We start from the raw sequence: 19986 nt of genomic DNA on the forward strand, positions 1-19986 counted from the left end.
ATCTCTATCCCGCATCTACAAGGCAAGTGGTTGGGAACACATTGAACCGGACTTAGCGCGGCTCTGAAGGAGTTGGGCAGGGTTATGTCAACTCTGGACGCAACCCACCGCGATGCAGGGTCCAAAAAGCGTCCTTACAGTTGCGGCGGACCACACAAACTTGCGTCATCGGTTTGACTGACCGATGGCTTCGACAGAAGCCAAGGACCGCTGAGAAGCTGTCCTAACCACAATTGAGCCATACCCCGATCTTGATCAGGCGGTCGATGCGATAAAAGCGGAAGCCCTCAATCATCATTGCGGACAACGTGTGATAACCCCTGCAGGGTCATGACACCTGCATTCGTTCGCCGCTGACAGCAAGTCAGCTGGCCTATCGCCAGCTAACCATATTTGCAGTGCTCGCAGGCTCGTACCCTAAGCTTCCGCGCGAACTCGGCTCCCTTTTTACCTGAGTGATGAATGCGTCTGATTGCGGTATCCGCTTTTAAGGCATCGGACCGAAAATGGGTCTGCACTTTTGGGCTGATCCGGCGCTCGAGCGAGAATTCTTGGCTGCCCTCAAAAATGTCTTATGGCCTGGGCACGCGCTGCGCCCTAACAATTCAGCGGGCATCTGTTAACCACGTGACAGATTAAGCGGAAATTAAGCTTGACACATCCCCCTACTCGACTCCTGGCCAACTTCTGGCACCGTGTCTTCGTCACGAGTGAAACATCAAAGTTCATTCTTTCAACGAGGAAATGTCACGTGGGCAACATACAGGATGCAGCGGGATGGGATCCTGCTGTGGAGCGGGTTTACACCGCTATCATCGAGGCCGCAGATGAAAATATCCGCATTGAAGGAGGCGATTGGGACAGCTGGCGCAATGGGAAGCATTTAGCGCATTGGGCGTATCCGGAGGATAGCGAACTTGCACTTAGCAGCGTGCAGCGCAAGGAACTCATCGAGTCCCTCGACGAGTTTCTGAGCATGGAGCGCGACCGTATCAGGGCTCGCCGGAACGCTGAGCGCGATGACTTCTGACCCGACGAGGTCATGGAACCATCACTACAATATGAGACGCAGATAGGGGAAGAGTAATGATCAATTACGGAATGCTGGACGAAGTTCTTCAGGTTCTCGAAGCAATGGACGATGACGAGCTCTTGGCGGAGCAGGCGAGGCTCCGTCGTCAGGAAGGTACTGAGGCCGCAGATGAGCGGGACGCCTTGATGCTCTATAACACGTACTACGTCTGCCTGGAACGGATCTCGGGCTATTTCAAGCGCCTCTATGGCCTCGAAAACAATGACTATGATGAGGACCGTGAGTATAATATCGCTGTACCACAGCAAGAGGCCAAGCAGCTGATGGAGCAGATAGGCAAGTTGCTCCAGGTTGGCCCGACGCAAGAGATTTGTCAGTACGAATACTGGCTGGAGTGGCTCCTTTTCGAACAGATGCAGGGTGAGTTGGTCTAGCAGCGTGACCGCAATCGCCTGAACCGCCGAACCACAAATACGAAAGTGCCGACAGTCCGCAGAGACTGGGACAATTATGGCAGCCAAGGCGCTGAAGGAGATCGGAAGTGAAGGTGCGTATGCTTCCGATTTCACCAACGAGATCCTGGCCTGCAAAGCAGCAACTGGGGCGCTCGGCACGATGGTGGTGAAGCCGTCAGTTGCGTATCGGCTGCACTACCCAAAAGAAACGGTTGCAACGGACGGGTCGGTCTACGATTGAATAGACGGTCGTGTTCCAAACAGTCCACTTATCGCGGCTCTTGAGCAAACCATCGCGCAGCATGCAGGAACTCACCGTCAGGCCATCAAGCTCATCCTAGACTTTGCACATCTCAAACCAGATCCTCATAGGGGCATCAGACGATGACGGCGGGACCTCTCTCCAGAGCAGCCTCTTAATGCCGGTTCTCGCCTTCGCGACGAGCCAGCATGAGATGAGCAGTAGGCAGATGCCAAGTAGCATGAAGCCGGTCAACCATGCATTGGAGTTGAAAGGCGGCACGATTCAGTTCCAGACAAAGTTCATGAACAACTTGTCGGGCATCGGTGACTGGTTGATCTCCTGCTTCTTCTCCAAATTGCCCTAGCTGTAGATGTAGCCTCCATCCATGACCAAAACGTCTCGCGGGGACGGCGTCACGAACTGCTTGATGTGCTCACCGTATAAGGCAATCTCGTTCGAGATGAGCATGTCGACGAAGATCTTAGGCTTCCACCTTGACGCACGAGATCGACTAGCCGCTCACGGCTATCGCGAACTATCTGAAGGGCTGCCGCCGGATTTGTAGCGCATGGACGGCGACAGGAAGCTGGAGGAGATCTCGGGCCCCGGCGTGAGCTGCCGCCACTTGATGCGAATTCTGGGCACCGAGTGGGGGCGGGTCTGCATTCGCCCCGATCCCTGGCTGCACCTGGCGCGCAACGGCGTCGAGCGGGCCTGGGCGAACGGGCAGCGCGTTGTGATCGATGACGTGCGCTTCGCCAATGAGGCCACGGCGATCCGGCGAGATGGGCGGGATCCTGATCAGGGTGAACCGGCCCGGCGTGGTGGCCGGTGGCCACGTGTCCGAGACCGAGCAGGCCGGCATCGCGGTCGACTTCGAGCTCGCCAACGACGGGACCATCGCCGACCTGGTGCACCGCGTCTCCGCCATCCTGCGCCTGCACGAGCAGGCCCAGGCCGCCTAGTCGTTGCAGGGCCAGGCGTCCTGCAGCGCCTTGATCACCAGGTACGCAGCCGGGACGTGCCATTCCGTCGGGTTCTCCCGGGCATACTTGCAGGCGACGGCCGTGGCCTGCCCGGCCGACACGCTGGGCGGCGTGCAGTAGCCCCGTGACTTGCTGATCTGGGATCCCGTCGCGTACCCGTCCATCAGCCCGACGACGTAGCGGTTCGCGGCCAACTGCTTCTTCTCGCAGTGGCCCTGGGCGAACTCCTGTCCGTTGACCCACATGCTTTCCGCCCGCCCGGCCGACGTTGCCGCCAGCAACAGGGCGACACCCAAAACAACTCTACGCATTTCCTGCCCCTGCCTAATCACGCCGTGACGGATCCACGACCCACACGGCCGCGTCGGTCGCGATGACCTTGTCGATGATCGAGTAGGCGGCCGAGTCCCAGGCCGCCCCATGCTCCTTGCTCTTGAGCATGGCTTCCTTGACGAGCGCCGGGTTCACGACAGGGCCTTCGAGTTCCTTCCAGACCTTGTACATCTCGCCCCAGACCTTCATCGCCTTCGAGGACGGGTCGACGAGGCGGCCCAGGCCGAACATGCGCAGGACGACCCGTAGGATCCTCAGGCCGAAGTGCGCCACGAGCAGCCCGCCCCAGACCTTCAGGAGGAACTCGCCGACGCCGTCGGCCCCGAGGAAGAAGGCCAGCATGACCGCGGCCCCGGGGATGAGCAGGGCCCAGGCCAGCCACATCACCAGGCGCTCGCCGACTTCCTTCCACCTGATCTTCTTCATCTCATCGAGGTTGCCGTCGTGGTCGAGATAGCGGCGGTTGAGACCGATGGTGTCCCGCGGGAACGGCATCATGAATTCTTTGATGTGCTCGCCGAAGGCCGCGAGCTCGCGCGTGATCAGTTGGTCGAGGAGGATGTAGTCGAGGAGCGGATGCCGAAGCCACGGCTGCTCGAAGTAGTCGGCGACGTCGGCCAGCAGGTGCTGCTTGTCGATGCCCGGCATGTGGTCGGACTTCAAGCCCTCGCGGAACCCCCGCTTCGGATCGTGCCTACGCCAGACCCGGTGCTTGGCGTCCTCGTAGGCCCGGCGCTCCTCCGCCGTCATGGCTTCAACGGACTTCTTGTAGATCATCTCGCCGAGCACCTTGCCGCGCCCGTTGAGCTGGATCGACTCGACAAGGTCGAAGGCCTTCTGGAGCCGGCGCTCCAGGTCCCACTCGGCCTCACCCTGCTTCAGGCTCTCGGCGACGCACCGCGCCGCGAGCTGCCCGAGCAACCAATTCTTCTGGCTCGAATGCGCGGCCCGCCCCGGCTCGACCCGGTCCTTGACCCAGGCCTTAGAGGCGGTGAGCGCCTCGTCCCTGGTCATCGTGTAGCTATCAGACATGCCCCAGGCCCGTCCCCAAGGAGACGGTAGCGCAGCTTGGCCGGAGACAGCAAGGCCACGTGGATATCGGGGACGGCGCGCCCCGGCATTGTGGGACAGGTTGCTGGTGGGATATAGCATCCGCCCATGGTTCCTGATCCCAAATGGCTTGAAATCCTCAAAGCATCCGGCTGGCAAACGACGGCCCTGGCCGGCGCCTCCGCTCTCATCGTCTGGCTGAACAGCTCCGGGCTGCTCCCCGTCCCGCTCCACGAGTACATCATCCAGGGCGCGGTCGTCGTCGGCCTGGTCTCGGCCTGCCTGGCGCTGGCGTCCATCGCCTCCGCGCTCGTGAAGGCCTCCGAGCACCCGCGCCAGGCCGTCTCCGGATGGCGGGCGCGGCGGGCCTTCAAGCGGGAGTTCGAGGCTCACATCCCCATGCTGCGGCCCGTCGAGAGGCAGATCTTCGCATACCTGCTGCACCACAATCAGAAGGGTTTCACCGGGGCCCTGGACGCCGGGCATGCGGCAGGCCTTCTAGGATCGGGCTGGATACGCATCAACGCGCGGCATGGCCAACAACTCGACCGATGGGACGTGCCGTTCGTGGTCCACGATCTTGTCTGGGAGGTCCTGCAGGAACACAAGGATGAGTTCCCCTACAAGCCGGAGTATGACGAGCGCTACCGCACCCGCAGCGAGCGGCAGCCGTGGCGCGTGCCTGTCGTTTGACCAACGATTTCACCAACGAATCTTTGGTGGCTTTGTTGGTGAAAACGTAGGATTGGTTGGTCAATTCAGCGGTCGCCCGTGCCCAGGTTGTACGGGCCACTCGGGCACAGCATGGTCCCGAACACGATGCTATCCGCGTTGACGAAGAAGCCATCCAGCCTGTCGAGGTCAGCCCGCATGCCGCTCTCGGATCTCCTGGCGATGCCCTTCGCGGTTTGCGTCAGCCAAGCGCCGTGCGCCGGGTCATGGATCGTGCAGCTTCCCTCGACCCGCCAGGCCTTCCCTGAGCGCGTGAAGGTCAGCGATGCGTTGTAGGACAGGCCGTCGCGCATCTCCTGCAACGACAGGCTCCAGGGGCTCCAGCCCGGGCCGTCCCACCCGAGCGCGGGGGCTGCCGATAACAAAAGCGCGAGAGCGACAGTACGCATGTCGATTTCCTTTGTGGGTTGCATGTGCGCCCGACGTCAGCCCGACATCCGGCGCACGTCTGCCTCACCACAAAGAAACCGTTGCGGCACAGGCGAAAGATGCGATGGCGAGCATGAGGGCAACGAGCGCCGGGAGGGCTTCTTGGTAAAGATTCGGGCTGTCGATTCGTGGATTGGTCATCGGCGCCTCCGTGGAGCCGATGGTTATAGATTCTTGCACGGCCGATGGTAGCCCTACGGCTGAGGTAGGGAGTTCCCCTGATCGTCTTCCATGGGCGGCAGCGGAAGGTCCGGGAAATGGTCGCGCGCCTGGAAGCCTGGATGCGGAGCCCAGGGCCCAGACCGCTCCGACGTGCGCTCGCCCATGACCTGCTCGGCGATCTCTTGGGTCGTCCTATGCACATAGCGGCGGCCCAAGCGGTAGAACCGGTTCCGCGTGCGGAGCCAGCTTTCGTCATCAGCGATGCGGAGGACCTCGCTGGTTGTCAGGTGACCGGTGCCATGCTGTGGATGGTCAGTGACACGACCGAACGCGCACGGCACGCCACGACGGTGCATCACGCGCCAATCGTCGAGCACGGGAGCCGCCATCAGGTCGATGTCGGTCGGCTCGATCCGGGCGACGAACAGGTCCCATTCCTCAGCGCTCAGGCGGCCCTTGTTCTGTGTCATGTGTTGCCTCCGTTGCGGGCGCCCAATCGCCAGGCGCCATGATACGTCACTGCGTAGCCATGCTCCTCGTCGAGCACCTGGACGACGCCGGTGGTGACCTGCGATCCGTCCGGAAACCTGGCGTCGGGCGACCCATGCACGATCCCTCGCACGTGGAGGTCCTCGCCCTCCTCAAGGAGCTCGTAGTCCTCAAGGATCGGGGCCTCGGCCATCATGCGCGCCGGGGGCTGCCAGTTGTCATCCAGGAAGTATCTCGAATACCTGCTCATGCTGAATTCTCCGGCTGCCAATCGCTTTCAACAAGAGCCCAGGCCTGCCTGCCTTCCGTGAGCACGACGAGATCGGCACGATGGATCGGCTGGTAGCTTGGTCTGATGGTGAAGGCACCGCACCAGTAGGGGCTGTAGTTGATGAGGACGAACTCATAGCCAAGCGTCCCGGGCGGAGGCGGCGAGACCAGCGTGCCGGTGATCCACGCGCTTACGTTGCGCTGACGCGTTCGGATGTAGCGCTGCCTTTCCGCCTCACGGACGACCATCCGGCAGTCGGCCAAGGCAACGCTCACCATGTGGTCGACGACCCTGCCGTCGACGCGCACCGACCACATGCGCTTGCGCGTGTGCCAGTAAACATCAGCCTTCGTCACAGGTACCTCCTGCCGCTCTTGAGCGTGCACATGATGCGCCAGGCCTCGCAGATCTCCGGCGCCCTGGCCGAGGGATGCTCGATGACAATCCACATGGCAGCCACGAGCTCGTCCAAGCGCGCCACCGACAGGTCGTCCAGGAAAGCCTGGGCGGCGCGCTGCGGGCGCTCGTCGTGCTCGCGGAAGGCCTCGCCGAGGTCGAGAGCGCAGACCATGGCGGTCGAGAGGTTAGCCATCGTTGGCCTCCCTGTGCTCGTAGCATCGGATCTCGGTGCCGTTGCCGACGAGGACGGGATCCCCACTCTTGCCGCAGACCTCGCACCGGTGCTTCGAGAGCTCCACCGCGGCGAGGTAGAGACGGTACGCCAGGGTCGACGTGCCCAGACAACCGTCCGAGATCATCGCGAGCTGGCCCCTGGCCTTGTGGATGCTCAGGATGACAAAACGCTCCTCCGGAGACAGCGCGTTGTCGATCTCGCGCACCATGGCCTCGGTGAGACCACGCCAGCCCTCGGGCACGCGGACCGCTGTCTCCACGGCAAAGCGATGCCGGTGCCGGGCGACCAATGCCGCCCGCCAATCTTGCTTCTGCATTGCCACCTCCTCAATGACGCGGGGCCAGGGCCGCGCGGCCCATGACGAGGACCTCGACCAACCTGCGGAGGCGGCGCATCGACCCGCCGGTCCACTGGCCTGCAAGGAGGTCGAGCTCGTCGCCGTCGAGATCGGGCAGCCAGCGCTCGTCGACGCCGTTCTCCTCGCGGATGTCGGCGACCATGGTCCTGGCGATGGCCGGCAGGTGCTCGGCCTTGGGCCTGGGGATGTGCAGCACGCGCAGCCTGTCGCGCAGCGGCCCGGCGACCCGGTGCAGGTCGTTCGCCGTCATGAGGTACGTCATGCACGACAGGTCGAGCGGCACCTCCAGCATCGGGTCGACGATCCGGCGCGATGTCTCCCGCTCCAGGAATGGGAGCAAGGCCTCGTCCAAGCGGCCGTTGTGAGAGCTCGTGCCGGCCTTGTCGATCTCGTCGATGATGAGGCACGCGTTCGCGCGCTCGAACTGGAGGAGAGCCTGGGCGGGCGCCGACAATCTCGCTGAGGCCCAAGCCGCGCTGGTGCCGGCGATCTGGCCGTCGGATGCGCCTGCTGCGGAGTGCAGCAGGTAGCGCAGACCAGAGGCCTCGACGGCCCGCCGGGCGTAGCGCGTCTTGCCCACGCCGGGCGCCCCGTCGAGGAGGGAGGGGCGCAGCCATGCGTAGCCGAGCTGCTGCGATACAACCGCATCCTGCGCGACGGCCGTGTTGGCGGCCTCGGCTTGCGGGTATTCCGCCTGCAGTGCCTTGAAGACCACCTCAGGATCGGCAGGAGGATCGTACGCCAGGACCTTGCCGGCCACGTGCCCGACCTTTCCTCTCGCGACGGCCGATGACCCCGTGCGGCGCCCTTCCGTGGTGACGGTAGTGGGCTCCAGCGCCGGGAAAACCACACGCCCGCGGACCTGGGGCTCCTCGTCCTCGATGTCTTCCGGGAGCACCTGCAGGATGTCCATCTGAACCCCGCCGGCCGGGTTGTCCAGGAGATCGCGCAGGACGCTACCCTGGACGGTCTTCTCCCGCTTGCGCTGCTCCTCGGTGACGGTGGCCCGGGCTTCGTAGACGTCGAATGCCAGGCGCCCGGCCTCGGCGAGATGCACCATCGCGGCGGCATGCGATTGCAGGCGCATGCGCTCGTCGGCCCACGCGAAAGAGGGTGTCTCGGTCCGGAGCGCTTCCCAAACGGTCGCGTGGAGCTGCGCGGGCGCGAGCTCATCCGTGGCCATCCGTTCCATGTCGAAGGCGATCTTGGCGACGTGCCAGGCAGCCCCAGGGGCGCCGTCGCACCAGGCGTAGAACATCAGGCGATGATACGCATCGCGCGCTGCGCTGAGGGCTCCCATCGGCCAGTCGGCGGTTGGCAGGGACAGCGTCCGCTCGGCCTCGGTCGCCGCGGCGAAAGCGGTGACATGACACGGGTCGTCGTGGAAATCGCGCAGCCGGGCCGCGAGGAGGCCAAGCGGTACGCCGTAGCCTTCGAACAGGGGGACGTTCTGCTCGCAATAAAGGCGCAGGTCACGTTCGATTGAGTAATCGCGGAACGGCGCGCCCCGGTACAGGTTTTCCGTCGAGACGACGCCGGTCACCTGGCGCCTGCATTGTATGTTGAAACGGGTCTGCAGCTCGCGCAGGCGCGCGACTCGACCCTTGGTGTCGTTTGACATGTGTCAGCCCCTTCGGACTCATCGCGCACGACCCACTGTCGAGACGCTGCACACCTTATACGACAAAATGGTTAAGAATGTCCTAAAGGATTATGACTTCAGTCCTTGGAGCCTGTGGATTCCTCGGGTTTCACCCGGGCGGCGGCGTCGCGGAGATGGGCGGATACAACGTGCGGCGACAGGCCGGTGGCCAGGATCGCGTCGAGGAGGTCATAGAGCTGCTGCTCGTACCGGGTCTCATTGAGGCGCCGCCTCTGCTCGTCCAGATCGCGCAGGACGCCCGCCGGCACCGTGGACTCACCGGCGGACCAGCGCTGAGCCGTCCGTGTCGAGACACCCGCGAACGCTGCCAGTCGGTACACCCAGCCCAGGCCGAACACCGCCTGCCCGAGCTCGCGGAATTGAGCGACCTCGTCCTCGGCGACCTTGATGAATCGAATTTTGGGAGGGCGAGTCTCTTCGGTCATGCCGAAAGGAATGCGCGACCCTGGCCCAAAAGGAAAGCCCCGGCGCAGGGCCAGGGCTTCGAGTAGGACACAAAGGGCGGCTTGGCTCATCACACCGGCCGCCACACACCATGCTTGCGATTCGTGTCATCCCCGCCAGGGATGTCTTCGAGGTTGTAAGGCTCCTCGGTCTCGACCCGGGCAGCCCGGATCCGGGCCAGGTCGTCCGGCGTGAGGTCCTCGACCCTTACGGCCTGCCTCTCGGAAAACTTTCGCTCGAGCCTGGCGAGCTCCTCCTCGACCGCGTCCTCGTTCTTGCCGGCCAGGGCATCGGCGGCCACCTGGCGGGCATACTGCATGAGGTCCGTGGTGTCCTGTTCCTGACCGACGGCCTCTCATGGACGGCTCGTCTGTCCGACCTGCGGAAGATCGTGCAGCGGCAGAACCAGGGACAGATCACCCGCATCTACACGATGCAGATGCGCCAGGAGTTCCTAGCGGACCTGAAGACGCTGAAGCAAGAAATGGGTCTCTAGGCCGTAGGCGGCCCTCCGTGGAGGCAGGTTGCGGGGCTCGGAGCGATCCGGGCCCTGATGCTTTCCAGGGGAACGGAAGGGGCACCGACCAAACATCGACCAAACATTGGCGGCGAACCAACGCTGATCAGGGATGACGAGCGGTGACGAGGGATCACCGGAAACCGTTGTTTTCCATAGGCTTCCGGCGATCATAGAGGGAGGTCTTTTGGTAGGCAGCCACGTTCGGGACGTAGGGGTCGCAGGTTCAGATCCTGCCACTCTGATCTGAACGCACTAAGGTGAGCGACTGCCCCCGCCCCAATTCCGCCCCAGCGCAAAAAGCGGCCTGCGCCTTCACGCTACCGTTTTGCAACTAACTGTTTTAACTGCGAAATTTGGTGGGTGTGCAAGGATTCGAACCTTGGACCCGCTGATTAAGAGTCAGCTGCTCTACCAACTGAGCTACACACCCATCGCCGAAGCGAATTCAGCGGCGTGGTGTCCGCTGAAGAGGCCGTGCGTGTAACAAACCGGATGGTCCCTGTCTAGCCCTATCCATGAGGTTTTCCGTCCAATGCGGGATTATCCCGTGGTCAGGGCGAAGCCTGGACTCAGCGAGACCATAGAGCCGTCAAGCTTGCGCAGCTCGCCTTGAAGTTGCCGCGTTGCAGCCCGGGCTGATTGCATCGGAGGTCCGCCTCCAGCAAGCTGAGACTACAGGTTCGATGCCCCTGCCCCAACGCCGTTGCAAGAAAAAGGCCCACTCAGCGGGCCTTTTCCGTTCTGCTATTCCGCCGCGTGCTGGGCGTGCAGGCGGGCGCCCCGGCTCATGAGCTTGTTGAGGGCGCCGAGATAGGCTTGGGCGGAAGCCACCAGGGTGTCCGGATCGGCTGCGCGAGAGGTCACGCTGCGGTTGTCGGCGGAGAGGCGCACCGAGACCTCGGCCTGGGCATCCGTACCCTCAGTGACCGCGTGAACCTGGTAGAGTTCCAGAGCCGCCTCGTGAGGCACCAGGGCCTTGATGGCATTGAAGGTGGCGTCCACCGGGCCGTTGCCCTCCTGCTCCTCGACGACAATCCGGTCGTCGACCTGCAAACGCATGGTCGCGCGCTGCGGTCCGCGGGTGCCGGCCACGATGTGGAGCGAGACCAGCTTGATGCGGTCGTGCGCCATGGCGATGTTCTGGTCGACCAGCGCCTCGATGTCCTCGTCATAGACGTGCTTCTTGCGGTCGGCGAGTTCCTTGAACCGCTCGAAGGCATCCTGGAACTGGTTGTCCGACAGGCTGTAGCCCAGTTCCTCCAGCTTGTTGCGGAAGGCCGCCCGGCCCGAATGCTTGCCCATGACGAGCGATGTCTTGGAGACACCGACGCTTTCCGGCGTCATGATTTCGTAGGTTTGGGCATTCTTCAGCATGCCATCTTGGTGGATGCCGCTCTCGTGGGCGAAGGCGTTCCGGCCGACGATGGCCTTGTTGTACTGCACCGGGAACGAGGTGGCGGCCGATGCGAGCTTGGAGGCGCGGGTCAGCATGGTAGCCTCAATGCCGGTCTCGTAGGGCAGCACATCGCCGCGGGTCTTGATCGCCATGACGATCTCTTCCAGGGCAGCGTTGCCGGCGCGCTCGCCGATTCCGTTGAGGGTGCACTCGATCTGCCGTGCGCCGCCTTCCAGCGCCGCCAGGGAATTGGCAACCGCGAGGCCAAGATCGTTGTGGCAATGGGCCGAGAAAATCGCCTTGTCGGCGTTCGGTACGCGCTCGCGCACCGCCCGGAACATGGCGCGGTACTCGTCAGGCGTGGCATAGCCCACCGTGTCGGGCAGGTTGATGGTGGTGGCGCCGGCCTTGATGGCGGCTTCCACGCAGCGGCACAGATAATCGATCGGGGTGCGGGTAGCGTCCATGGCGGACCATTCGATGTCCTCGATCAGGTTGCGCGCCTGGGTCACCGTAGTGGTGATGATCTCCAGCACCTCCTCTTCCGACTTGCGCATCTGATGCGCCAGGTGGATCGGCGAGGTGGACACGAAGGTATGGATCCGCGGCCTCACGGCGTGGCGCACGGCCTCGCCGGCACGCGCGATATCAGCGGAGATGGCCCGGGCAAGTCCGGCAACCGTCGCCCGCTTCACCTGCTTGGCGATGAGGGAGACCGCCTCGAAATCGCCGTTGGAGGCGATGGGAAAGCCGGCCTCGATAATATCGACACCCATGGTGTCGAGCAGTTCCGCAACCTCGAGCTTCTCCTCCAGGGTCATGGTGGCGCCGGGGCATTGCTCGCCGTCGCGCAGGGTCGTGTCGAAGATCAGAACGCGGTCCTTAACGGCGCCGGATACGGAAGCGGTCATCAATCTAGTCCTTCTCGGAGGGAGCGGCCTTTTGCGCTCAAGGTTGTTCCTGCTTGTCCAGAACCCCTGAGAGCCCAGGCGGCAACGCCCAGCCGACCCTCAGGGGCAGCTAAGGAGAAGGAGGCCAAGAAGACGCGCACGAGCGGCCGCGAGAGCGGTGCCGTTCATCTTTGCGCTGGGGGAGCCGATGATCATCGCTGCCCAAATCCTCCTCGGCCGCGGGCTTTAAGCCGCGAACACCGGGCTCGTTTGTAGCGGCGCTCCTCTCGAATGGCAAGGCGTTGAAACAAATGAATAGAGAAAGCTCGACTATCGTATGGGTTATGACACGAAGCTCGGCAGGGCTGGTCTTCCGCCAGAGCGCCCTAGAACAGACGAAGCTTGGCCTTTATTCCTCGCTCACGAGGCCCATTAAGGAGATGCTCCCATGAAGATTGTTACCCCCGCCCTGCTCCTGACCGGCGCTTTGGCGCTGACCGCCTGCAATCAGACCGCCTCGGCACCTGCACCCGCCGGCACCAGCGTCATGGCAAGCAGTTCCAGCACCGGCTGCAAGGGCGAAATCGACCGGTATCGCGCCGTCATGAGCAATGACCTATCCATGGGGCACGTGAACCAATCCGTCTACACCCGGGTGGATCGGGAAATCGTTCAGGCCGAGACCGCCTGCGCCGCGGGTCGCGATGCGGAGGCGATCCGGATGGTCAAAGCGACCAAGGCGCGGCACGGCTATCTCTGATGGGCGCATCGTGCGGACCCAGAGGGCAGCGTCAGCGACCCGCAGGGCCACGTGAGTGAAAAGTGGTCCCGGTTTTACGCGCCGAACGATGCGCCCATTAAGGAAGGGAGCATCGGACCTAAAAGTGGGCTCCACTTTTAGGTCCGATGCTCGAAGACCCAGTCGAAGAAAGACTGCAGGAAGAGCGGCATCCGCTCCGAGTCGATATCCCCCGAACCGCGGATGATCCGCACACCCTGCAGTTCGGGCTCGTGCTGCCGCGCGATGTTGGCGCGGATCTTCGCCGCGCCCTCCTCGGCCGTCATCAGCAAGGTCACCATGCGCAGTAGGGCGATTGTCGGCCAGCGATGGACGATGATCCATTCATCGTCCACGTGGTAGTCGCTCTCCTGCAGCCCTGTCTCCTCCGCAAGCTCACGGGTGAGGCTGGTGGCGAGATCGACGGCGCCGTCGGGACGCAGATCGGAAAGGTCGGGCGTACCGGCTGGGAAATAGACACGGCCCGCATTCGTCGTGCCGTTGCCCATCACGCCGCAGATGTAAGCGCCATCCGATCCGCGTAGCGCGCCCATGGCGAACCCATTGGCGATGGCGGGATCGGGATAGCCCTTGTCGATCCAAGCAACGAAATCGGCGTAGTCCACCTCGAAGTAGGTGTTGCGGCACAGGTCCTGCCCGAAGGAGACATCCTGCAGCAGCAGCACGCGTCCGTTGAACATCTGCGGCTTGCCGGCCGTACGACGCTTCCAGTTTTCCTCGACAAAGGCTCGGTTCTGTTGCGGCCATTGCCAATCGAACGGGAGGCAGCATGCCTCGACACGGGAGACACGCCGGATCTCGATTTCACGCTTCACGCGAAAATCTCGCCGCGGCTCACCATCACTGCCCCACCGCCGATCTCGGCGGAGGCAAGCGCTCCGTCCTTGATGACCATCTGCAGGATGATCTCACTCGGGCGGCCCATCTCGACACCCTGTTCGATGACGATGTTATGCTCGCCGTCGCCCAGCGGCTCGCATTGCATGAGTGCGCCGGCAAAAGCCGCTGCCGCGGAGCCAGTGGCCGGATCCTCGGCGATGCCCATCCCCAAGCCGAACATGCGGGCGCGGAACCGCAAGCCATCGGCCTGGGGAATCCGGGCATATACATAAGGCGCCGGGTGGTCGCTGTCGCCGAAGGCCTTGTCGAAGGCCTCGCCCTGCGGCTTGGACTTCGCCAAGGCTTCAAGCGATGAGACGGGCACGAGATCGTAAGCGACACCAGCCGAATGGCGGCTCGGAACATGGCGGTCGAAACCGATCTCCGTCGGATCGAGACCAAGCGCCCAGGCGCAGGTCGTGGAGTCCTTGCCCTCGCCCCACACAAACGGCAGGCGCGGCAGGCGGAAGCGGGCCGTGCCGTTCGTCGCGTCTCTCACCTCGACGACGCAGGGCACGATGCCGACCTGCTCCTTGAGCCCGAAAGCCGCGGCGCCGGGTTCGCCATTCTGATCCAGCAGCGCCAGAAGCACAGCCGTTCCCACCGTGGGATGCCCCGCGAAGGGCAACTCCCGCGCTGGCGTGAAGATGCGGATATCGGCACGCTGGCGCGGATCGGAGGGCGGAAGAACAAAGACTGTTTCGGAGAGATTGAACTCCTTCGCGATCCTCTGCATGGCAGCCGTATCGAGGCTCTCCGCATCGAGCACCACGGCAAGGGGATTTCCGGTGAAACGCTCGCCCGTGAAGACATCGAGGGTGACAAAGCGTCGGGACATGCGGATCAGACCTCTTCAGCGTCGAAGCGATGGGTGGGCGAGACGAACTCATCCTGCGCCGCAATGGTCAGGATCTCGCGGGAACCTGCCTCTTCCGTACGCTTGAGCAAGCCGTAGACAGAGGCCGAGGCTTCGGCAAGAGCCGTCGGCGCGGAGCGCGAGCGGGCATAATGAACGAAGAAGAGCGCAGCGATGGCATCTCCTGCTCCGTTGACTGACAGCGAGAGCTTCGGAGTCCGGACGCGCCAGAAGCGCCCCGCTGCACCGGCGACAAGATCAACGCTGTCGGCAGGCGTTTCCCTGGTCTCGACGGAGGTGACGAGAATGACCTTGGGGCCCATCCCCTGCACGAGCTTGACCGCCTTCTTCACGTCATCGAGCGTCTGGATCGTGAGACCGGACAGGTAGTCCAATTCGAACTGGTTGGGCGTGATGATGTCGGCCGCGGGCAAAGCCTGCTCGCGCATGAATTCCGGAATGCCGGGGCGCACGAACACACCGCGCCCCACGTCGCCGATCACCGGATCGCAGCAATAGAGAGCCTCCGGGTTAAGGGAGCGCACACGTGCGACGGCGGAGAGGATGGCATTGCCGATATCGGCCGACCCCATATAGCCGGAGAGAACACCGTCGCAGCGGCCGAGCACGCCGCGTTCGGCAATGCCCTCCACCAGATCCTCGATGGCGGGTCCGTCGAAAACACGGCCCTTCCAAGAGCCGTAGCCGGTATGGTTCGAGAACTGGACCGTGTGAATCGGCCATACCTCAACGCCGAGACGCTGCATCGGAAAGACCGCCGAGGCGTTACCCACGTGACCATAGGCGACATGGGATTGGATCGAGAGAACATTCATGGCTCTTGCCCCTTAGCGCATCGTGCGGAAAAGTGGTCCCGGTTTTCCGCGCCCAACGATGCGCTCATCTAAGCTGGAGCATCGAATCGATCCCAAAAGTGCAAGTCCACTTTTGGGTCCGAGGCTCTACCATGGGTTAGCGCAATACAGGCCCTGCTTCAAATTGTGTGATGTGATCCTATTCATCACGGATGCGATTGGATCTATCTGACCTACAGCAAATGCCTATATGCCTCCCACAAAGCAGGAGCCGGATGGGATTCATGGATATCGAGCTTTGGAAGAACAGCGTCCTGGGTTTCGTGCAGACCCACCAGGCTTATGCCCCCTTCGTGCTCGGGCTGATGACATTTGCCGAGTCGCTCGCCTTCGTGTCCCTGCTCCTGCCGACCATGACGATCCTGATCGGCACCGGTTTCATCCTGGCTGCTGCGGATATCCCCTTCTGGCAGGCCTGGATCGGAGCCGTCTGCGGCGCCTTTCTGAGCAACTGGGTCTCCTACGCAATCGGACAGCGCTACAAGAAAGCCGCCTATGAGGTCTGGCCGCTGTCCCGCAATCCCAAGCTCATCGAGCGAGGCGAAAACTTCTTCCAGCGCTTCGGTCCCTGGGCCGTGTTCCTGGGGCGCTTCTTCGGGCCGATTCGGGCCGTCATTGCCGTTATTGCCGGCATTTTCCTGATGCCGGGAGTTCTCTTTCAAGCTGCCAACCTAGCCTCAGCCTCTGTATGGGCTTTCGTGATCCTCGCGCCTGGCGCGGGATTGGCACAATACCTGCTGTGGTAGGGCCGCGCACCTGGGAACCTGAGGTCCGGGGGCTCATTAACCTCGGTCACCAAAGGAGGCCTCCATGGGCAAAGGCAAGATGAACGGCGACAATTCCGGCGAGAGCAAGAAGCACCCCGGCGATCACATCCGCGGCTCGGGCGGCACGATGAAGAATCGCAAAGACCCCGGCAAGCAGGACAATAACAAGGCTGCGAATACAAAGAGCAACCAGCAGTAAGAGCTGAAAGCCTTTTCAGCCTGCGTAACCTCTGACCTACCCGTTTCCATAGGTTTCAGCAGCGTTCCGCAATGTTAATAGCTCAGCTATAATGTTGCGGAATACTGCTGTGACGCCTCACTCATTGCACTCGTACGACGATCCCGCGTCCAACCTATCCTCGGACGAGGGAGGAAATCCGCTCACGACCGGCCTTCCCTCTGCCTGGTGGCCATGCATCTGGGGAGGCGCCTGTCTTGTGTACTCGGCTTTCTGGATTATGGAGAGCTGGAGGCGTGCCCAGGCTCTTCTCGGTCCGACGAAGCTCAACCATCTGACGCAGGATGTCTGGTGCCTGATCCTGGTCCTCGGCAGCAGCTACGCGTTCTACCAGTTCTACAAGCACCGCTCGGAGACGCTCGGTCTCGTGCTCTGCCTGCTGATGGTTGGGGCTGCCATGACATGGCACCGGCTGTAGGATCGAAACCGTCCCCGATCCTCAGGCAACCTTGAACGCGTCGAGGGCACCGGCCTCAATCCGGTCACGGGTGTGTTCGTAACCGATCCGGACCACTCTCTCGAAATGCTCCCAGCCCCTCAGCGGCACAGCGGCCAGCGGAGGGTGAATGACCAAGGCCGCATGAGCGCGCGCCTTGAGCGTCTGGGCATCGCTGGAGATCGTGGCCGCCCGGTAGAGCAGACTGACGATGTCCGGCGCCTGAGCCGACAGACCAAGCAATCGGCGCAGCAAGGGGGCCTTCTTCTCCTCCTCGCCCGCAGTGGTGAAGGCGACGTCCCGGGCCACATCGATGCCGAGCACCGGCCCCCGCTGCAGGTCGGCCATAACGTCCGCCGGCAGATTGTTCATCATGGCGCCATCCACGAGCACGCCCTCCGGCTCGATGACAGGGGGAAGCAGGCCGGGAATGGCGAGACTGGCCCTCAGCGCCCGCCAGAGAGAGCCCTGACGATGCACATGGGTCGAGCCGGTCGTCAGGTTCGAAGAGACGCAGAAGAACGGCAGCCAGAGATCTTCGATGTTGCGGTCGCCGAAATGCTCGGTCAGGCGCGCATCGACCTTCTTGCCTCGCACCAAAGCCACAAGGGGCAGAGTGTAATCGTTCAGAGGCGGATTTCTGACGAAGGCCTCAATCATGAGAGCCTTTGCTTCATCGAGCCCGATCTGGATGGCAGCCGTTGCCGCCATCACGGCCCCGATGCTGGTCCCACCCACGAGGTCGATGGGAAAACCATATTCGCGCAAGGCCTGGATGGCCCCAAGATGGGCAAAGCCGCGAGCCCCGCCTCCAGCGAGAACCACCCCCACGGCGCGTCCGCTCGAGGTGCGGATGAGGCGCTGCAGATCGGGCGTGCTTTTCACCCGCACATGAATTTTCTGGTCCACCGGGAGGCGGCTGACTGAGGCGTGGGCCGGCGCAGGACGGGGCGCATCCACCTTCTGAAGCAGCACGAGATCATGACGCCGCCAGGATGACGTCGCGCAGGTCAGTGCCTCTGCCTCAGGCGCAAGAGGCTCACCGGGACAGGCTACGAACATGACGTGGTCGGCATGGCGGATGCAGCGCCCCGTCCAGGGGCCCGACGGCTCGGAGGCGACGTAGATGACACGTTCCCGGCTGGCCTCAAACCGATAGAGCCAGTTCTCATCCTCCTCAGCCGGCATTGCATCGAGAAGATCGACCCTTGCCCCGTGGCTGCGCCGCATCTCTTCCAGGAATGCATGGGCGAAGTCGGCCACCGCCACGCCCTGGGTGACAGGCACGATGGCAAAGGTGGTGGGCTTGAAGGTGATGGGGCTGCTGCGCGTGGTTGCGCGAAGCCTGTCGGCGAGCAGCCTCGAGAGATAGACCATGACCGAGGGGCAGCGCACTACGAGGCGCTCGAAGGCCTCCCGAGTGAGCTTGAGCAGAACCGAGTCCCGCAGGGCCGTCACGGTGGCCGAGCGGGGCGCATTCGAGATCAGGGCCATTTCCCCGATCGTCTCAGGGGGCAGGATGCGGGCGACGCGCCTCTGCTCTCCATGGCTGCCCTGGATGGATACGCCGAGCGCCCCGGATGCGAGCATGTAGAGCGCATCTGCCGGATCGCCCTCCTGAAAGAGGACCGCGCCCCCTGGGAGAACTACCTGCTGGAGCTCAGCCTGGAGTTCGAGACGGGTCACTGGATCGAGATCCGCCCAAAGGGGCGCCTCAAGTTCCGGCAGGTCTTCGGTCAGGATCGATGCTCTCATGGCCCGTCGATGTTCCGCACTTCAGAGCCCACTAGCGGGAAATGACGAGGCTCGCAAATCCGCTTGCGGCTTAGTGCAGGAGAGCGTGGGCGGCGCGGAGGCGGAGCCCTTTCCTTGAGAGGATAAGGATTTCACCACTCGCGCGCCGCCTGTCGAGCTTAGTTCCGGCTCTTGTCGACGAGAGCCTTTTCCTTGATCCAGGGCATCATGTCGCGCAGGCGGGAGCCGACATCCTCGATCGGATGGGCGGCATTGCGGGCGCGGGTCGCCTTGAAGGAGGTCTGATTGACCTTGTTCTCGAGCATCCAGTCGCGGGTGAACTTGCCGGACTGAATATCCTCCAGAACCCGCTTCATCTCGGCCTTGGTCTCCGCCGTGATGATGCGCGGTCCCGTCACGTACTCGCCGAACTCGGCCGTGTTCGAGATCGAATAGTTCATGTTGGCGATGCCGCCCTCGTAGATGAGGTCGACGATCAGCTTCACTTCGTGGAGGCACTCGAAATAGGCCATCTCGGGGGCGTAGCCCGCCTCGGTCAGGGTCTCGAAGCCCGCCTTGATGAGTTCGACGAGACCCCCGCAGAGCACGACCTGCTCGCCGAAGAGGTCGGTCTCGCACTCTTCCTTGAAAGTGGTCTCGATGATGCCGGCCCGGCCGCCGCCATTGGCGGAGGCGTAGGAGAGCGCGATGTCATGGGCATTGCCCGTGGCATCCTGGTGGATCGCGATCAGCGTCGGCACGCCGCCGCCGCGCTGGTACTCGGAGCGCACTGTATGACCGGGACCCTTCGGGGCCACCATGAGCACGTCGAGATCCTTGCGGGGCTCGATGAGGTTGAAGTGAACGTTGAGGCCGTGGGCGAAGAGGAGCGCGGCTCCTTCTTTCATGTTGTCGTTGAGCTCGCTGCGATAGATGTCGGCCTGCAGCTCGTCGGGGGTCAGCATCATGACCACATCGGCCCACTTGGCGGCCTCGGCCACTTCCATGACCTTGAGGCCGGCCTTCTCGGCCTTGGCAGCCGAGGGCGAGCCCTTGCGGAGCGCCACCACGATGTCCTTCACGCCGGAATCGCGCAGGTTCAGCGTATGGGCATGACCCTGGCTGCCATAGCCGACGATGGCTACCTTCTTGCCCTTGATCAGGTTGATATCTGCGTCGCGATCGTAATAGACACGCATGGTCCTCAAGTCCCTTATCTCAAAGGGGGCATTCCCCCGGTCTTCGTTGACGCTGCACCGCCCGGATGGACTTGGCGCAACATTTGATTTATCAGGCGCCGCTTTTAGCGAATA

27 protein-coding genes and 1 tRNA gene are annotated in these 19986 nt (G+C 62.9%); 11 read left to right on the forward strand and 17 right to left on the reverse strand.

The window, feature by feature from the left end; translation table 11 throughout:
* Positions 1–751: 751 nt before the first annotated feature.
* From ILT44_RS04380 to ILT44_RS04400, 5 genes are all read left to right on the forward strand, one after another.
* Positions 752–1030, forward strand: a complete 279-nt coding sequence (locus ILT44_RS04380; protein ID WP_204238354.1) for a hypothetical protein — start codon at positions 752–754, stop codon at positions 1028–1030.
* Positions 1031–1086: 56 nt separating this feature from the next.
* Positions 1087–1467 carry a hypothetical protein gene (locus tag ILT44_RS04385; RefSeq protein ID WP_204238355.1) on the forward strand — a complete coding sequence of 127 codons (381 nt, stop codon included), beginning with the start codon at positions 1087–1089 and terminating at the stop codon, positions 1465–1467.
* A gap of 76 nt (positions 1468–1543) precedes the next feature.
* The gene (locus ILT44_RS04390) at positions 1544–1729 is read left to right on the forward strand and encodes a hypothetical protein (RefSeq protein WP_204238356.1); all 186 of its coding nucleotides are present in this window, start codon (positions 1544–1546) and stop codon (positions 1727–1729) included.
* Between the two features lie 178 nt (positions 1730–1907).
* Positions 1908–2096: a hypothetical protein gene (locus ILT44_RS04395; protein ID WP_204238357.1), complete on the forward strand. Its 189-nt coding sequence runs from the start codon at positions 1908–1910 to the stop codon at positions 2094–2096.
* 397 nt (positions 2097–2493) lie between these two features.
* Positions 2494–2697, forward strand: coding sequence for a nucleoside/nucleotide kinase family protein (locus ILT44_RS04400; protein ID WP_204238358.1), 204 nt, complete (start codon positions 2494–2496; stop codon positions 2695–2697).
* Here the strand turns inward: ILT44_RS04400 and ILT44_RS04405 are convergent.
* Both ILT44_RS04405 and ILT44_RS04410 read right to left on the reverse strand, forming a co-directional pair.
* Positions 2694–3029 carry a Rap1a/Tai family immunity protein gene (locus ILT44_RS04405; protein ID WP_204238359.1) on the reverse strand — a complete coding sequence of 112 codons (336 nt, stop codon included), beginning with the start codon at positions 3027–3029 and terminating at the stop codon, positions 2694–2696. The genes ILT44_RS04400 and ILT44_RS04405 overlap by 4 nt on opposite strands.
* A gap of 13 nt (positions 3030–3042) precedes the next feature.
* Positions 3043–4083: a hypothetical protein gene (locus tag ILT44_RS04410; RefSeq protein WP_204238360.1), complete on the reverse strand. Its 1041-nt coding sequence runs from the start codon at positions 4081–4083 to the stop codon at positions 3043–3045.
* Positions 4084–4209: 126 nt separating this feature from the next.
* Here ILT44_RS04410 and ILT44_RS04415 point away from each other — a divergent pair, with 126 nt between their 5' ends.
* On the forward strand, positions 4210–4794 hold the full coding sequence (locus tag ILT44_RS04415) for a hypothetical protein (protein ID WP_204238361.1): 585 nt from the start codon (positions 4210–4212) through the stop codon (positions 4792–4794).
* Positions 4795–4859: 65 nt separating this feature from the next.
* On the opposite strand, the gene ILT44_RS04420 is transcribed toward ILT44_RS04415, so the two are convergent.
* From ILT44_RS04420 to ILT44_RS04455, 8 genes are all read right to left on the reverse strand, one after another.
* On the reverse strand, positions 4860–5222 hold the full coding sequence (locus ILT44_RS04420; protein ID WP_204238362.1) for a hypothetical protein: 363 nt from the start codon (positions 5220–5222) through the stop codon (positions 4860–4862).
* A gap of 234 nt (positions 5223–5456) precedes the next feature.
* Complete coding sequence (locus tag ILT44_RS04425; protein WP_204238363.1) at positions 5457–5894, reverse strand: DUF6634 family protein; 438 nt, start codon at positions 5892–5894, stop codon at positions 5457–5459.
* Positions 5891–6163: a hypothetical protein gene (locus ILT44_RS04430; protein WP_204238364.1), complete on the reverse strand. Its 273-nt coding sequence runs from the start codon at positions 6161–6163 to the stop codon at positions 5891–5893. Before ILT44_RS04430 ends, ILT44_RS04425 begins: the two co-directional genes overlap by 4 nt.
* Positions 6160–6540, reverse strand: coding sequence for a L5-gp82 domain-containing phage-derived protein (locus ILT44_RS04435; protein WP_204238365.1), 381 nt, complete (start codon positions 6538–6540; stop codon positions 6160–6162). The genes ILT44_RS04430 and ILT44_RS04435 overlap by 4 nt, the downstream gene beginning before the upstream one ends.
* Entirely contained in the window at positions 6537–6776 is a 240-nt protein-coding gene (locus ILT44_RS04440) for a hypothetical protein (protein ID WP_204238366.1), read from the reverse strand. The genes ILT44_RS04435 and ILT44_RS04440 overlap by 4 nt, the downstream gene beginning before the upstream one ends.
* Entirely contained in the window at positions 6769–7134 is a 366-nt protein-coding gene (locus ILT44_RS04445) for a hypothetical protein (protein WP_204238367.1), read from the reverse strand. Before ILT44_RS04445 ends, ILT44_RS04440 begins: the two co-directional genes overlap by 8 nt.
* A gap of 10 nt (positions 7135–7144) precedes the next feature.
* A complete protein-coding gene (locus ILT44_RS04450; RefSeq protein WP_204238368.1) occupies positions 7145–8476 on the reverse strand; it encodes an AAA family ATPase in 1332 nt (443 codons plus the stop codon).
* Positions 8477–8895: 419 nt separating this feature from the next.
* Positions 8896–9264, reverse strand: a complete 369-nt coding sequence (locus tag ILT44_RS04455) for a hypothetical protein (protein WP_204238369.1) — start codon at positions 9262–9264, stop codon at positions 8896–8898.
* 110 nt (positions 9265–9374) lie between these two features.
* Between ILT44_RS04455 and ILT44_RS04460 the strand changes: the two genes are divergently transcribed.
* Positions 9375–9779 (forward strand): hypothetical protein, encoded by a 405-nt coding sequence (locus ILT44_RS04460; RefSeq protein ID WP_204238370.1) that lies wholly within the window; start codon positions 9375–9377, stop codon positions 9777–9779.
* A 378-nt stretch (positions 9780–10157) separates the two neighbouring features.
* On the opposite strand, the gene ILT44_RS04465 is transcribed toward ILT44_RS04460, so the two are convergent.
* Positions 10158–10233, reverse strand: a tRNA-Lys gene (locus ILT44_RS04465).
* Positions 10234–10547: 314 nt separating this feature from the next.
* Positions 10548–12110: a 2-isopropylmalate synthase gene (locus tag ILT44_RS04470; RefSeq protein ID WP_204238371.1), complete on the reverse strand. Its 1563-nt coding sequence runs from the start codon at positions 12108–12110 to the stop codon at positions 10548–10550.
* A 427-nt stretch (positions 12111–12537) separates the two neighbouring features.
* On the opposite strand from ILT44_RS04470, the gene ILT44_RS04475 reads away from it, so the two are divergent.
* A complete protein-coding gene (locus ILT44_RS04475; RefSeq protein ID WP_204238372.1) occupies positions 12538–12849 on the forward strand; it encodes a hypothetical protein in 312 nt (103 codons plus the stop codon).
* 137 nt (positions 12850–12986) lie between these two features.
* On the opposite strand, the gene ILT44_RS04480 is transcribed toward ILT44_RS04475, so the two are convergent.
* Genes ILT44_RS04480 through pdxY form a run of 3 tightly spaced genes read right to left on the reverse strand, consistent with a single transcriptional unit; the run spans position 12987 to position 15459 of the window.
* Positions 12987–13703: a hypothetical protein gene (locus ILT44_RS04480; RefSeq protein WP_204238373.1), complete on the reverse strand. Its 717-nt coding sequence runs from the start codon at positions 13701–13703 to the stop codon at positions 12987–12989.
* Positions 13700–14605 (reverse strand): PhzF family phenazine biosynthesis protein, encoded by a 906-nt coding sequence (locus ILT44_RS04485; protein ID WP_204238374.1) that lies wholly within the window; start codon positions 14603–14605, stop codon positions 13700–13702. Before ILT44_RS04485 ends, ILT44_RS04480 begins: the two co-directional genes overlap by 4 nt.
* A 5-nt stretch (positions 14606–14610) precedes the next feature.
* Entirely contained in the window at positions 14611–15459 is an 849-nt protein-coding gene (gene pdxY / locus ILT44_RS04490) for a pyridoxal kinase PdxY (protein ID WP_204238375.1), read from the reverse strand.
* Positions 15460–15722: 263 nt separating this feature from the next.
* On the opposite strand from pdxY, the gene ILT44_RS04495 reads away from it, so the two are divergent.
* From ILT44_RS04495 to ILT44_RS04505, 3 genes are all read left to right on the forward strand, one after another.
* Positions 15723–16244 carry a DedA family protein gene (locus tag ILT44_RS04495; RefSeq protein ID WP_204238376.1) on the forward strand — a complete coding sequence of 174 codons (522 nt, stop codon included), beginning with the start codon at positions 15723–15725 and terminating at the stop codon, positions 16242–16244.
* A 64-nt stretch (positions 16245–16308) separates the two neighbouring features.
* Entirely contained in the window at positions 16309–16464 is a 156-nt protein-coding gene (locus tag ILT44_RS04500; RefSeq protein ID WP_204238377.1) for a hypothetical protein, read from the forward strand.
* A 238-nt stretch (positions 16465–16702) separates the two neighbouring features.
* Positions 16703–16921 carry a hypothetical protein gene (locus ILT44_RS04505; RefSeq protein ID WP_204238378.1) on the forward strand — a complete coding sequence of 73 codons (219 nt, stop codon included), beginning with the start codon at positions 16703–16705 and terminating at the stop codon, positions 16919–16921.
* Positions 16922–16942: 21 nt separating this feature from the next.
* Here ILT44_RS04505 and ILT44_RS04510 read toward each other — a convergent pair whose 3' ends face one another.
* Positions 16943–18694: a patatin-like phospholipase family protein gene (locus tag ILT44_RS04510; RefSeq protein WP_204238379.1), complete on the reverse strand. Its 1752-nt coding sequence runs from the start codon at positions 18692–18694 to the stop codon at positions 16943–16945.
* A 158-nt stretch (positions 18695–18852) separates the two neighbouring features.
* Complete coding sequence (ilvC, locus tag ILT44_RS04515; RefSeq protein ID WP_204238501.1) at positions 18853–19872, reverse strand: ketol-acid reductoisomerase; 1020 nt, start codon at positions 19870–19872, stop codon at positions 18853–18855.
* Between the last annotated feature and the right edge of the window lie 114 nt (positions 19873–19986).

This window comes from Microvirga arvi (assembly GCF_016892765.1).
Lineage (GTDB): Bacteria > Pseudomonadota > Alphaproteobacteria > Rhizobiales > Beijerinckiaceae > Microvirga > Microvirga arvi.